Annotated in this window: 12 protein-coding genes and 1 pseudogene; 7 read left to right on the top strand and 6 right to left on the bottom strand. The window is 74.7% G+C overall.

Annotated elements, in window-relative coordinates; translation table 11 throughout:
- Positions 1 to 380 precede the first annotated feature (380 nt).
- Entirely contained in the window at positions 381 to 524 is a 144-nt protein-coding gene (locus tag ABZ261_RS21590; protein ID WP_356861482.1) for a hypothetical protein, read from the bottom strand.
- 179 nt (positions 525 to 703) lie between these two features.
- Between ABZ261_RS21590 and ABZ261_RS21585 the strand changes: the two genes are divergently transcribed.
- Complete coding sequence (locus tag ABZ261_RS21585; protein WP_356861480.1) at positions 704 to 898, top strand: DUF2795 domain-containing protein; 195 nt, start codon at positions 704 to 706, stop codon at positions 896 to 898.
- Between the two features lie 147 nt (positions 899 to 1,045).
- On the opposite strand, the gene ABZ261_RS21580 is transcribed toward ABZ261_RS21585, so the two are convergent.
- Positions 1,046 to 2,797, bottom strand: a complete 1,752-nt coding sequence (locus ABZ261_RS21580) for a sigma-70 family RNA polymerase sigma factor (RefSeq protein WP_356861478.1) — start codon at positions 2,795 to 2,797, stop codon at positions 1,046 to 1,048.
- A gap of 285 nt (positions 2,798 to 3,082) precedes the next feature.
- Between ABZ261_RS21580 and ABZ261_RS21575 the strand changes: the two genes are divergently transcribed.
- Both ABZ261_RS21575 and ABZ261_RS21570 read left to right on the top strand, forming a co-directional pair.
- Positions 3,083 to 4,156 (top strand): NAD(+)/NADH kinase, encoded by a 1,074-nt coding sequence (locus tag ABZ261_RS21575; protein ID WP_356861476.1) that lies wholly within the window; start codon positions 3,083 to 3,085, stop codon positions 4,154 to 4,156.
- A gap of 161 nt (positions 4,157 to 4,317) precedes the next feature.
- A complete protein-coding gene (locus ABZ261_RS21570) occupies positions 4,318 to 4,818 on the top strand; it encodes a peptidylprolyl isomerase (protein WP_356861474.1) in 501 nt (166 codons plus the stop codon).
- Positions 4,819 to 4,890: 72 nt separating this feature from the next.
- Here the strand turns inward: ABZ261_RS21570 and ABZ261_RS21565 are convergent, their stop codons facing one another.
- The gene (locus ABZ261_RS21565; RefSeq protein ID WP_356861472.1) at positions 4,891 to 5,670 is read right to left on the bottom strand and encodes an alpha/beta fold hydrolase; all 780 of its coding nucleotides are present in this window, start codon (positions 5,668 to 5,670) and stop codon (positions 4,891 to 4,893) included.
- Between the two features lie 296 nt (positions 5,671 to 5,966).
- On the opposite strand from ABZ261_RS21565, the gene ABZ261_RS21560 reads away from it, so the two are divergent.
- Entirely contained in the window at positions 5,967 to 6,935 is a 969-nt protein-coding gene (locus ABZ261_RS21560; RefSeq protein WP_356861470.1) for a threo-3-hydroxy-L-aspartate ammonia-lyase, read from the top strand.
- 33 nt (positions 6,936 to 6,968) lie between these two features.
- On the opposite strand, the gene ABZ261_RS21555 is transcribed toward ABZ261_RS21560, so the two are convergent.
- The gene (locus ABZ261_RS21555) at positions 6,969 to 7,214 is read right to left on the bottom strand and encodes a hypothetical protein (protein ID WP_356861468.1); all 246 of its coding nucleotides are present in this window, start codon (positions 7,212 to 7,214) and stop codon (positions 6,969 to 6,971) included.
- A gap of 127 nt (positions 7,215 to 7,341) precedes the next feature.
- Between ABZ261_RS21555 and ABZ261_RS21550 the strand changes: the two genes are divergently transcribed.
- Entirely contained in the window at positions 7,342 to 7,611 is a 270-nt protein-coding gene (locus ABZ261_RS21550) for a hypothetical protein (protein ID WP_356861466.1), read from the top strand.
- 89 nt (positions 7,612 to 7,700) lie between these two features.
- Positions 7,701 to 7,988 (top strand): annotated as a pseudogene (locus ABZ261_RS21545) (hypothetical protein); the annotation flags it as partial.
- A 40-nt stretch (positions 7,989 to 8,028) separates the two neighbouring features.
- On the opposite strand, the gene ABZ261_RS21540 reads toward ABZ261_RS21545, so the two are convergent.
- Together ABZ261_RS21540 and ABZ261_RS21535 are read right to left on the bottom strand one after the other, a co-directional pair.
- Positions 8,029 to 10,284 carry a prolyl oligopeptidase family serine peptidase gene (locus tag ABZ261_RS21540; protein ID WP_356861464.1) on the bottom strand — a complete coding sequence of 752 codons (2,256 nt, stop codon included), beginning with the start codon at positions 10,282 to 10,284 and terminating at the stop codon, positions 8,029 to 8,031.
- Complete coding sequence (locus tag ABZ261_RS21535) at positions 10,281 to 12,062, bottom strand: N-acetylglutaminylglutamine amidotransferase (RefSeq protein ID WP_356861462.1); 1,782 nt, start codon at positions 12,060 to 12,062, stop codon at positions 10,281 to 10,283. Before ABZ261_RS21535 ends, ABZ261_RS21540 begins: the two co-directional genes overlap by 4 nt.
- Positions 12,063 to 12,465: 403 nt before the next feature.
- On the opposite strand from ABZ261_RS21535, the gene ABZ261_RS21530 reads away from it, so the two are divergent.
- Positions 12,466 to 12,855, top strand: a complete 390-nt coding sequence (locus ABZ261_RS21530; RefSeq protein WP_356861460.1) for an SPW repeat protein — start codon at positions 12,466 to 12,468, stop codon at positions 12,853 to 12,855.
- The last annotated feature ends 92 nt before the right edge of the window (positions 12,856 to 12,947 follow it).

Below are 12,947 nucleotides of genomic sequence, written 5' to 3'. Positions count from 1 at the left end.
GTGACGACGGAGTGACCGGCGGCCGCCCAGCGCCGCCCGCACGCGCGTCCGCCCGCGCCGCCTGCGGCCGAACTCCTCCTGGACCGGAGTCCGGGGCGCCTCCCTCACGTGAAGGGGACATCCACGGCTTGCCTCCCCCCAGGTGCGGTGAGATTCCCCGGCTCGCCTCCCTGAGGTGCGCGGAGATTCCCCGGCCTGCCCGCCCCGCGGGGGCCCAGCCCGCGCCGCCCGGTGTCCCGGCCGGGGCCGCGGCGCCTGCCCGGATCCGCCACGCCACCGCGTCACGGCCGGCATTTCCTTCGTTCAGCGGCGGGGATGCCGTGCGGGGCCTCGACGGGCTGTTCAGGGACGCCGTGCGTGCCGTGCCCGTGCCGTCCCCCTCACGCGTCGTCCTGCTCGGGGTCGTCGTCGGGGTCCGCTCCCTCCGCCTGCGACGGAGTCGTGCGGGGCGGCTGCTCCCGCTCGGCCTCGGGGGCGTCCGCCTCCGGCTCGCCCTCGGCCTGGGAAGGGGTGTTCTCGCTCATCGGGTCCTCCCACACGGATCGCGGGTCCGGGTGCGCAGCTTCGAGTACCCGTGCGAGGCCGGTGGCATCACCCTTCGGAATATGTGAATCCGCTCCCGGCGGAGGGGTACCTGACCAGTCCGGCGCAGCATGCGGCGCCGGCGACAACACCGTGCACCATCTCACCGCCTGGAGGAGCCATGGCGGGTATCACTCCCCCTGATCTGCAGAAAGCCCTGTCCGGCGTGGAGTACCCGGCCGACACCGACCAGCTTCGGAAGGTCGCCGAGGACAACCACGCGCCCAAGGAGATCACCGAACGGATCTCCCACCTCGGGAAGAAGGAGTTCCAGAGCCCCGCCGAGGTCAGCAAGGCCGTCTTCCAGAACGAGTGACGGCTGCCGGACACGGACACGGCACGCGGCGGCCGGCGCCGAGGCGTCCGGCCGCCGCGCACCGCTCGGCCGGCGTCCCCGCGGTCGTGCGGGCGTACGGGCGGTGCCCGCTGGCGTACGGCCGGACACGGCCGGTCCCGCGCGGGCTCAGAGCCTGGCGCCGAAGTTCTGCGTCCACCACGGACCGCCGGAGCCGTCGTGGACGCCCACGCCGATGTCCTTGAAGGCGCAGTTGAGGATGTTGGCGCGGTGGCCGGGGCTGTTCATCCAGGACTCCATCACCGCCTGCGGCGTCTGCTGCCCCCGGGCGATGTTCTCGCCGTACGTGGACCAGCGGTAGCCCGCCGCGGTGATGCGTTCGCCGGGGTCCGCGCCGTCGGGGTCGGTGTGGTCGAAGAAGCCGCGGGCGGCCATGTCGTCGGAGTGGCCCTGTGCCGACTTGTCCAGCAGCGGGTCCTCCCTGACCGGACCGCACCCGGCGGCCGCCCGCTCCTTGTTCACCAGCGCGACCACCTGCGCCACGGTGCCCGTGGGCGCCGACTGCGGCTGCGCCTGCGCCTGCACCGTGCGGGTGGCGCGCGGCGTCACCCGCACGGTCCGCTCGGGCTCGGGCGTGCTGGTCCTCTTCGCCGGGCGGGGGCTCTGGGATGCGCGGGGCTTCTTCGAGGGGGACGCGGAGGGCGAGGCGGAGGCCGACGGCGACGCCGAGGTCCCGGCGGGGCGGGGGGCCTGCGACAGGCCGGCGACGGGGGCGGCGGCTTCGTGCGCGGCCGGGGCCCTGCCCCCCTGCGGGTTGGAGTCGTCCGCGCCGAAGTACCAGATGCCGCCGCCCGCCACACAAGCCGCCACGACGGCTCCCCCGACGGCACGGCGGCGGATCCGCCGGCGGCGCCGCGCCTCACCGCGGGCGGTCGCGCCTCGGCGGGCGGTCCGCGGCCCGGCCTGGACGCCCGAGCCGGCCTCCCCCGCGTCCGAGCCGGCCCCGCCCATGGTCCCTTCCGCCCCGCCCCCGTTCGGGGCGGCGCCGCCCGGGCCCCAGGCGGCGGCTTCCGCGCCCGCGCCGGGGTCCCCCGCCTCCCTCGCCGAGCCGGCCGCGGTCATGCCGGCCGCGGCGGACCGCGTCGTCGCGAGCAGCGCCGACGACACCCCGACCAGTGCCAGCCCGGCCAGCAGGCCCTCCGCGGGCAGCAGACCGCTCCACAGGCCGCCGCAGCGCGCGCAGTCGCGGGCGTGCCGGGCTATTCGCTTGCGCCAGAGGGCGGACGGCCGGCCGTCCCAGGAGACGAGGACGCCGCGCAGGTCCTCACAGGGCGGCCGGGTGTCGAGCGCCCGTACCACCACGCGGGCCGCCTCCAGGCGGGCCTTCATCCGCTGCACCCGCACCGCGGTGTGCTGCGGCGACGACTCCAGGGCCGCGGCGACCTCGGCGCGGGTCAGCTCACCGGCGCACTCCAGCCACCACAGCGACAGCACCTCCCGGTCGTCGGGCTCCAGCCAGCGGGTGGCGCGCGCGGTCTCCTGGCGCTGCCCGGACAGTTGGAGCCGGACGATCGTCAGGTCCACGAAGTCGGCGCCCGGATCGGCGACGTCGGCCGCCTCCTCCACGGCGCCCGGGGCGAGTCGCCGGTCCTGCCGGTGCGCCCGGACCCGGTTCATGGCGATGGCCACGAGCCAGGACCGGAAGCTCTCGGGGGTGCGCAGGTCGCCGAGCGCGTGCAGGGCCCGGAGCATGGTCTCCTGGACCACGTCGTCGACGTCGACCGAACCGTTCAGGGCTCGCCCCACGATGTTGTACACCAGCGGCAGATATGCGCCGACCAGGGCGTCCTGGGCGGCCGCGTCCCCCGCTCGGGCGGCGTCGACCAGTGCCGCCGTGTCCACCGTGTGCTCTGTCGTCATCTGCGCTTCCCTGTTCTCGACGCCGGGCGGTGCTGTCCGTTACCTGGGAGACCGCACGGCGCGGCACCGATAACAGTTCTTCGGAAAGTCGTTCGAGGGGAGACTCACAGCAGCGGTGCCGCGGCCGCAAGGGAGAAGGTCACACCGCGCGGGCCGGGCGGCGCAGAAGGCGCCGTGCGTCGTGGCGCGGCGGCGTGGCGTGCGGCGGCGTGGCGAGCGGCGGCCGGCCCGGTCCGCGACGAGGATGGCACGGGGGACGAGCCGGCTGAGAGGCGGTGTACGGGTATGACGGTGAACCGTGTCGGCCTGGTCGTGCACGGCGGGCGCGCCGAGGCCGTGGCCGCCGCGCGAGCCGTGCGCGCGTGGTGCGCCGAGCACGCGGTGGGATGTGCCGACATCGACGTGTGGCAGGAGGGCGCGCGGCGCAGCGCCCGAGAGGAGGTCGACGCCGCGGGCGATCCGGACCTCGTCGTCACCCTGGGCGGCGACGGCACGTTCCTGCGCGGCGCCCGGCTGGCGGCCGAGAGCGACGCGCTGGTGCTCGGCGTCGACATCGGCCGTGTCGGCTTCCTGACGGAGGTTCCGGCCCCGGCGGTGCGTGCGGCGCTGGACGCCGTACGGGAGGAGCGCATCACGGTGGAACGCAGGATGCTCCTCACCCTGCGGGCGTCGTGCCGGCTGGAGGTGCCGGCGCAGATGGAGGCGCTGCTGCGGTACGGCCGCGGGCCGCTGCTGCCCCCGCCCCGGGTGCGGACGGAGTGCGAGACGGGCGGCGACTGGGGTGTCGCGCTGAACGTCACCGCGCTGAACGACGTGGTGCTGGAGAAGCTGGCGCGGGACCGGCAGGTGTCGGTCGCGGTGTACCTGGCGGGCCGGCTCCTGGCCTCCTACTCGGCCGACGCGCTGCTCGTGGCGACGCCGACCGGGTCCACCGCGTACAGCTTCGCCGCGGGCGGCCCGGTGGTCTCACCGCGGGCGGAGGGCATCGTCTTCACGCCGGTCGCACCGCACATGGTGTTCAACCGCTCGGTGGTGGCGGCGCCGGACGAGCCGGTGGCGCTGCGGGTGCTCGAACGGTCGGGTCAGGCCGCGGTCAGCATCGACGGGCAGCTGCGCGGGGTGCTGGGCCCCGGGGACTGGATCGGTGTGTACGCCGCTCCCCGCCGGCTCAGGGCGGTGCGGCTCGGTCCGACGGACTTCTACGGCCGGCTGCGGGAGCGGATGAACCTCACCGACGCCCCGGCGGCGCTCGCCGACGGGGCGGCGGCCCCGCTGTGGACGGTGTCCACCCCGCCGCCGGCCGACCTGGCCCATCTGGCTCTGCCTCCCGCGCCCGGTGACGCTCCGCGGCTGTCGTGAGGTCCGGGGGGCTGCCGCGCCGTGAGTGCCGCTTGTGATCCTATATTCCCTGGTGCGCTCGAGCGTCCGGGTGGTCCCGGTCCCTCGGCCGCACCGGAGGACGGCCGCCCGGGCCGTACCGTCGAGGCGTGGGCAGGCCCCACCGGAACGAGGAGATTGTGATGTCGACAGTCGAGCTGAACACCAACTTCGGCCGCATCGTGCTGGAGCTGAACGACGCCGAGGCGCCCAAGACGGTGGAGAACTTCCTGACGTACGTGCGCAACGGCCACTACGACGGCACGATCTTCCACCGGGTGATCGACGGTTTCATGATCCAGGGCGGCGGCTTCACCCAGGACATGCGTCAGAAGCCCACCGCGGCGCCGATCGAGAACGAGGCGTTCAACGGGCTGAAGAACAACGCCTACACGGTGGCGATGGCGCGGACGAGCGACCCGCACTCCGCAACGGCCCAGTTCTTCATCAACGTCTCGGACAACGACTTCCTCAACTACACGGCGAAGACCCCGAACGGCTGGGGCTACACCGTGTTCGGCCGGGTCGTCGAGGGCCAGGACGTCGTCGACTCCATCAAGGGCGTCAAGACGGGCAGCCGCCAGGGCCACCAGGACGTGCCCACCGAGCCCGTCGTCATCGAGAGCGCCCAGGTGCTCGGCTGACGCGCACGCCGACGGCGGCACCGGAGGGCCGGTGCCGCCGCGCGCACCGCGCCGGCGCGGTGCGCCGCGTGTTCAGGCCGCCGCGCCCGCGGTGGGCCCGAGCCGCCGGAGCGTGGTCCTGATCTCGGCCACGACGGCTTCCTGCTGCGCCGTCAGGTAGAAGTGGCCGCCGGGGTACGCGCGCAGCTCGAAGGCGCCGTCGGTCTCCTCGGCCCAGGCCCGGGCCTCGTCGTGGCTGACCCGGGGGTCGTCGTCGCCGGTCATCACGACCAGGGGGCAGGTCAGCCGCGGTCCGGGCGTGTACCGGTAGGTCTCCACCGCGTGGTAGTCGGCGCGCAGCACGGGCAGAATCATCCGCAGCAGCTCCTCGTCCTGGAGCAGGGCGGCGTCGGTGCCGTCGAGCTTGGTGACCTCCGCGAGCAGTTCCGCGTCGTCGCCGCGGTGGAGGGTCTCGGTCCGCACGACGGACGGGCCCCGGCGCGCCGAGGCGAAGAACACCGCGGGGGGCCGCCCCGCGGCCTGCAGCAGCCGGGCCAGCTCGAAGCCGACCATCGCGCCCATGCTGTGGCCGAACAGGGCCAGCGGTGTGTCGTCCCGGTCGTCCAGCGCGTGGAACACACCGTCCGCGAGCTCCCTGATGGAGCGGGCCGGGGGTTCCTCGTGGCGGTCCTGGCGGCCGGGGTACTGCACCGCGCGCACGTCCACGTCGGGCGCCAGCGCCTTCGAGACGGGGAAGTAGAAGCTCGCGGAGCCGCCGGCGTGCGGCAGACAGAGCAGGCGCGGCGCACCCGGTGTCGACTGGTGGAACGTGCGCAGCCAGGACTGGCGCCCTGCGCGGGACCGCTCGGCCATGTGTCACCCCTTGCTGGACTGTGAGGGCGCGTGCCCTGTGTGTCGAACGTGCTGCCGCAGACGCTACTTGGGCCGCGGCGCCGGTGCGGGGCGTACGGCGTGGACCGTCCCCGGGCTGGACAGCGGCGCGGGGGACTCCCTAGCCTTGCGGTCCGCAACCGGACCACCACGCGTTCCGGATCGTCGGGACCGATCCGCCGGCCGTCGGGGGCGACCGCGTCCCGCGGCCCGGAGGGCGCCGCGGGCGGCCCGGTGGCCGCCCTCCCGCGGCCCGCCCACCGTCCGAAGGACCCCGCATGGCTTCCGCACTGCCCGTCTCGTCCGCCGACGTCCGCGAGGCCGCCGCCCGCCTCGAAGGAGTCGTCCGCCGCACCCCCGTCCTCACCTCCCGCACGCTCGACGCGCTGGTGGGCGCCGAGGTGTTCGTCAAGGCGGAGAACTTCCAGCGGATGGGGGCGTTCAAGTTCCGCGGCGCCTACAACGCCGTGGCCCAGCTGCCGCCCGAGCTGCTGGCGCGGGGCGTCGCGGCGTACTCCTCCGGCAACCACGCCCAGGCCACCGCGCTGGCCGCCCGCGAACTGGGCACCAGCGCCGTCATCCTGATGCCCGAGGACGCGCCCCGCTCCAAGCGGGAGGCGACCGCCGGGTACGGGGCTGAGATCGTCACGTACGACCGGTACAGCCAGGACCGGACCGCGCTCGGCCGTGCCCTGGCCGAGGAGCGGGGCCTGGCCCTGATCCCGCCGTACGACCATCCGCACGTCATCGCCGGCCAGGGCACCGCCGCCCTCGAACTCCTGGAGGACACCGGGCCGCTGGACGCCCTCGTCGTCCCCGTGGGGGGCGGCGGCCTCATCGCGGGCAGCGCGGTCGCCGCGACGGCACTGCACCCCGGCATCCGTGTCATCGGCGTCGAACCGGAAGCCGGCGACGACACCAAGCGCTCCCTGGAGAGCGGCGTACGCGTCACCGTCCCGGTCCCCCGCACCATCGCCGACGGGCAGGCCCTGCCGACGCCCGGCGAGATCACCTTCCCCGTCAACCAGCGTCTGGTCGACGGCATCGCCCTGGTCAGCGACGCCGAGATCGTCGCCGCCATGCGCTTCGCCTTCGAGCGCCTCAAGGTCGTCCTCGAACCGAGCGGCGCGACGGCCCTCGCCGCCCTCCTGGCCGGCCGTGTCGAGAACCCGCCGCGGCGGATCGGCGTCATCGCGTCCGGCGGCAACATCGACAGCCGCCGCTTCGCCGGACTCGTCACCGGCTGAGCGGCCCGGGCGGGCGGTCCGGCGCGGCAGGCGTCACGCGCCGAGCTTGCCGACCATGTCGGTGAGCACGTACGCGAGGTCCCGTACCTCGTGGTCGGCCGGCGCCGGGCCCAGGCGGTCCACGAGCTCCGCCTTGGTGATCACCACCAGGGCTCCCCGGGCGTCCTCCTCGACGCCCGAAGGGGTGTCGACCACGCGGGCGCTGCCCTGGACGAAGACCAGCGCGGCCCCGTCGTGGCGGGCGTCGCGGAGTTCCCTCACATGGCTTTCGTCGATCATCCGGAGGCCTTTCGCTCGTGGTCCGACGGCGGGGTGCGGGACGGCGGGTGCCCAGGAGCGGCGGCGTGAACCGCTCACCGCACACAGGGGTACCCAGAGGGGGGAACCGAGGAGGAGGAGCCGAGCCGTGGGACAGCCCGACGACGAACTGCTCGCCTTCGACACGAGCGGCCTGGAGGACTGGGACGAGGGGCGGGCGCGCGCCGCCCTGGAGGGCGGACACGGCGCCCTGTACCGCAACCACCTGCGGATCGCCCTGCGCCTGGACGCGTGGGCGCGAGCCGAGAGCGGGCGCACCGACGTCGACGCGCGGTACCGGGCCGGGTACACCGAGGCGCTCCGGGACATGGCAGCGTTCCTGAGGCAGACCTACTATCTCCCCGAGGGCCCGGACTGAGGGCCCGGACCGGCGCCGGAGGGCGGAGCGATGCCTGGCACGTACGGCGCCGTGCCCCGGCGGCGGGGCCGGCGCACCGGCAGGCCGCGGTGACCCGCGCCCGGCGGTACGCCGTGGCCGCCTCGGGCCGGTGGACGGACGAGGAGGACGGCCGCCGCAGGCTGCCCGCGGGTGAGGTGCACGCCTGGGAGCCGGGCCGGAACGAGACCGTCTGCGGGCTGTCCCTGAGCCGCTCGGAGCTGTTCCGCTTCCCGCATGTGGCCTGGCAGGACGCCTTCCCGGAGTCCGGCGGCGCCGCGGACCGGGTGCGGCGCGTGTGCCGGCGCTGCGCCGCCGCGGCCGGACGCCGCGGCGGCGACGCCCGGCCGCGGTGGCACGCTCGAATCCCCGCCCCTGACCTGCGCCGCGGGTCCCCGGTCAGGCGGTCAGGTGCCGTTCCAGCCAGTCGGCGGCGGCACGGCGGAACAGCCGCCGGTTGTCGGCGCGCAGGAACTCGTGGCCTTCGTCGCGCAGGGTGAGCAGCTCGGCGGTCCGGCCGCGCTCGCGCGCCGCCCTCACGAACTGCTCCGATTCACGGGGCGGGACGTTGGTGTCGTGTTCCCCGTGGACGGCGAGCACCGGCACGCGCAGCGCGTCGATGCGGCTCATGGGCGACAGCGAGCGCAGCAGCTCGCGGTCCCGCTCCGGGTGGCCGTACTTGTGCGCCGCGGACTGCGCGATCCACGGTTCGGTGCCCTCGAAGAACGTCGCGAAGTCCGACATGCCGCACACCGCGACGCCGGTGCGGAACAGCTCGGGATGCCGGACGAGGGAGGCGAACGTGAGGTAGCCGCCGTAGGAGCGGCCCATGACCGCCAGTCGTGACGGGTCGGCCGGACCGGCCAGCACCGCGTGGGCGGCGCAGTCGGCGACGTCGTCGAGCGCGGCGAACCGTCCCCTGCCCAGGTCGGCGTCGACGAACGACCGTCCGTGGCCGGAGGAGCCGCGGACGTCGGGTGCGAACACGTCGATCCCCCGCCCCAGGATCTCGTGGTACAGCGGATTGAAGACCGGGCGTTCCTGCTCCTCGGGGCCGCCGTGCAGATGGATCACGCAGGGCGCCGGTTCCCCGGGACCGCGTCCGGGGGCGCGGTAGTACCAGCCGTGCAGCGGCAGCCCGTCGCGTGCCGTCGGCCTCAGCGGGACCGGCCGCACGGGCGGGCGGCCCGGCGGGACGGCGTCCCGGTCCCGGGACGACCACGGCGTGCGCACCAGGCCCACGCCCTCGGGGAGCCACCACACGCCGGGGCGGCGCTGGGATCCGGACAGGGCGAGCACCAGGCGCCCCGTGCCGGCGTCCGCGATGCGGGTGACCACCTCGTGCGGCAGCGGCACGGGCCGGGGCGGTCCGACGGCGGCCCCGGCCGGGCCGGACGGGTGCGTGTCGAGGACCTCGACCTCGCTCGCGCCCCGGACGTTCCAGGCCAGCACGGCGGTGCGGCCGTCGTGCGCGAACGCCAGCAGTTCGAGGTCGCTGCCCTCGCGTTCCGCCGCGACGGACCAGCCCGTCGGACGGCCCCGGCGGTCGAGAGGGACGGCGATCAGCGCCGCGAACTCCCGGTGGGCGTCGCTGCGCAGCCAGAGGGTGTCCGCCCGGGGCGAGAACCGGCCGATCCACACGTCGCCGTCGGCCACGGGAACGGTGTACGTCGTGACCAGGTCTCCGGTGCGCAGGACCACCGCCTCGCGGCGTCCCCGGGGGCCCCGGCGCAGCAGCGCCAGGCCGCCGTCGCGGCTGAGGTCGCACACGCGCAGCGTCGCGGCGTCCGTCTCGGCGGCCAGCAGGACCGGGGCGCTCACCCCGTCGGGGTCGATCAGGTAGGCGGACAGCCCGTCGCCGAAGCCGGCCGCCGCGGCGGTCCGGCCGTGCCGTGCCTCACCGGACGCCGTGACCGCGGACGGGACGGGGAGGGCCGGCGCCGGCGCCGGCCCGGTGAGCGGCGCCGCGCCGAGCAGCACGGCGTCGCCGTCGCGGCCGGACCAGCCGGCCGGCAGACGGCCGGCGTACCCGCCGGGTTCGGCCGGGGCCTCGCCGGTGGCGTCCGGGGAGGCGGGCGGGGCGGCCGGGACGGCGACGGTGACCGCGACGGCCGACCCGTCGTGCGCCCAGCAGCCGAGGTAGGCCGAGGTGCCCGGTTCGGCTCCGGCCAGGATGTGCCGGTCGGAGCCGTCGGGGCGTACGCACAGCACCCGCGAGTGTTCGCCGCCGCCGGGTGACGTGGTGTAGGCGATCCAGCGCCCGTCGGGCGACCAGGACACCTCGCGGACGGGGTCCGGTTCGGAGTCGAGCAGCCGTACCTCGCCGCCGTCCACGGGTCCCGCCCACAGCTGCGGGACGCCCCCGCGGTCGCAGATGAACGCCGTATGCGCCCCGGTGGGGTCGGCCGAGGGGTACCAGCAGCCGTGGGCGGTGAGCCGGGTCGTCGCGTCGCGCGGGCCGGAGGCGTCCGGCAGCGGGACCCGGACGGGCGCGGCATGGGTGCGGCCGCGGCCGTCCGGGTCCGGCGCGGCCGGGCCCGGACCCTGGGCCGTCGGGGCCGTCGGGGCCGTCGGGGCCGTCGGGGCCGTGCGGGGCCGTTCGACGGCCGTGGCGCCGGTGCCGTCCGTACCGTGGGTGACGCGCCCGTCGGTCATATTCCGTGCGTCTGCAGCCATATCTCCAGAAGGGCCGCCTGCCACAGGGCGTTCGCCCCGCGCTTGGTGCGGTGTCGGTCGGGAGCCGCGAGGAGCTCGGCGAGGTAGGAGTCCTTGAAGAGCCCGCGCCGCCGTGCCTCCGGGGCGTCGAGCGCCTCCCGGACCCGTTCCAGCACGGGCCCGGCCATGTGCGTGATCGCCGGGACCGGGAAGTAGCCCTTGGGGCGGTCGACCACCTCGTGCGGGAGCAGTTTGCGGCCCGCCTCCTTGAGCACCCCCTTGCCGCCGTCGGCCAGTTTCAGGTCGGGCGGACAGGCCGCCGCCAGTTCCACGAGCTCATGGTCCAGGAAGGGCACCCGGGCCTCCAGACCCCAGTCCATGGTCATGTTGTCGACCCGCTTCACCGGGTCGTCCACGAGCATGACATGGGTGTCCAGCCGCAGTGCCGCGTCCAGTGCGGTCTCGGCCCCCGGGGCCGCCATGTGCTCCCGGACGAAGCGGCCGGAGACGTCGTCGTCCGGCAGCATCTCCGGCTGCAGCATCCGGGCGAGGTCGGCGTGCGGCCGGTCGAAGTACGTCTCGGCGTACTGCTCGGGCTCGTCCTCCCGGGCGACCGCGGCAAGCTGCGGATACCAGTGGTACCCGGCGAACACCTCGTCGGCGCCCTGTCCGCTCTGGACGACCTTCACCTCCTTGGCCACCTGCTCCGACAGCAGGTGGAAGGCGACCACGTCGTGACTGATCATCGGTTCGCTCATCGCCGCGATCGCACCGTCGAGGGCCGTGGACACCCGCTCGGAGGGGACCATGAGCTGGTGGTGGTCGGTGGCGAACTCCTTGGCGATCAGGTCCGAGTACCGGAACTCGTCGCCCTCGGCGCCGCCTTCCGCCTCGAAGCCGACGCTGAACGTGGCCAGGTCCCGCTGCCCCTCGTCGGCCAGCAGGGCGACGATCAGGCTGGAGTCGAGGCCGCCCGAGAGCAGCACGCCGACCGGCACGTCGGCGACCATGCGCCGGCGCACGGCGGTGCGCAGCGCGTCGAGCACCGCGTCCCGCCACTCGCTCGGGCCCATGTCCGCGTACTCGGGCCGCCGGGTGTACGACGGCTGCCAGTAGCAGTGGTCGCGGTGGCTGCCGTCCGGCTCGACGACGCGCACGGTGGCCGGCGGGAGCTTGCGCACGCCGTTCAGCACGGTGCGGGGCGCCGCCACGGTCGCGTGCCAGCTGAGGTACTGGTGGACGGCCGCCGGGTCCAGCGAGGTGTCGACCCCGCCGCCCGCGAGCAGCGCCGGGAGCGACGAGGCGAACCGCAGCCGGCCCGGGCTCTGCGCGAGGTAGAGGGGCTTGATGCCGAGCCGGTCACGGGCCAGGATCAGGCGGCCGGTCCGGTGTTCGGCGAGGGCGAAGGCGAACATGCCGTAGAAGCGGTCGACGCAGGCGGTGCCCCACTGCCGGTACGCCTTGAGGACGACCTCCGTGTCGGAGGTGGACCGGAAGCGGTGCCCGAGGCGGCGCAGCTCCTCGCGCAGTTCCCGGTAGTTGTAGATGCAGCCGTTGAAGACGCCGGTGACCTCCTGCTCGGGGTCCGTCATCGGCTGGGCCCCGAGCTCGGACAGGTCGATGATCTTCAGGCGCCGGTGGGCGAGCGCGACCGGGCCGTGCGACCAGATGCCCTGGCCGTCCGGGCCGCGGGCGGCCAGCCGGTCGCTCATCCGCTGCACGGCCGCGAGATCGGGCCGCCCGCCGTCGAAGCGCATCTCCCCGCTCAGGCCGCACATCGGAGACCACCTCCCCGGGGTGCGTCGGCGGTCCGCGCCGCTGACGGGTGCGCGGGGCTGCCGGTCGGAACCTGGGCCGGGCTGCGTGACATGGTGCTGTTTCTCCCTCGCAGGACGGACGGTTGCGGCAGTGGCCGGCGACGTGTCGGCGACGGCACTGCCCGACATCGGGTGCCCCGGTGACCAGCCGATAAGCACACCCTGCTCATGTGAGTCATCTACACCACAACGGAGCACCTGCGAAGGCCCCGCACCAGGGCGCGAGACGGGGGGCGACCGGGTGCGTTTTCACCCGATATGGGTACCCGGACGACTCCGAGACGGCACCACTTCTTCCTTGAAGGTGAGCGCAATGGCAACCTCTCCCGGACCTTCCTTGGAGACGCATCCGGACATAGTCGACATGCGCCTTCGCCACGAGATGGCGGAGCGCGCCACGTCCACACCTCAAGGCCAGGCCATCGAGACGCTGGCGCTCCTCACCGGCCTCTACCTGGCGGCGTCCCCGTGGATCACCGGCTTCAACAACCTGTCCACGCTCGCGGTCACCAACATGCTCGTCGGCATCGCCTACGCCGTCCTGATGAGCGGCGGATTCGGGCGCGCCTACGAGCGCACCCACAGCATGGCCTGGGCAGCGTGCGCCCTGGGCGCGTGGACCATCATCGCGCCGTGGGTCGTGGCGGGCGACGTCAGCACGACGAAGACCGTCGTCAACAACATCATCACCGGTGTGATCGCACTGCTGCTGGCCCTGGCCGCCGCCGCGGCAGCGCGCCGGGCGGAGTCGTGAAGGCCAGAAGCCTGGCGCGCAGTTCCTCGGTGCGCGCGTCGAACGTGAAGTCCATCTCAGCTCAGCCTTCCTGAAGGGTCGTCAGTCCGTGG

Source organism: Streptomyces sp. NPDC006193 (assembly GCF_040613915.1).
GTDB lineage: Bacteria > Actinomycetota > Actinomycetes > Streptomycetales > Streptomycetaceae > Streptomyces.
This window is presented reverse-complemented; position numbering and strand designations above follow the sequence as displayed.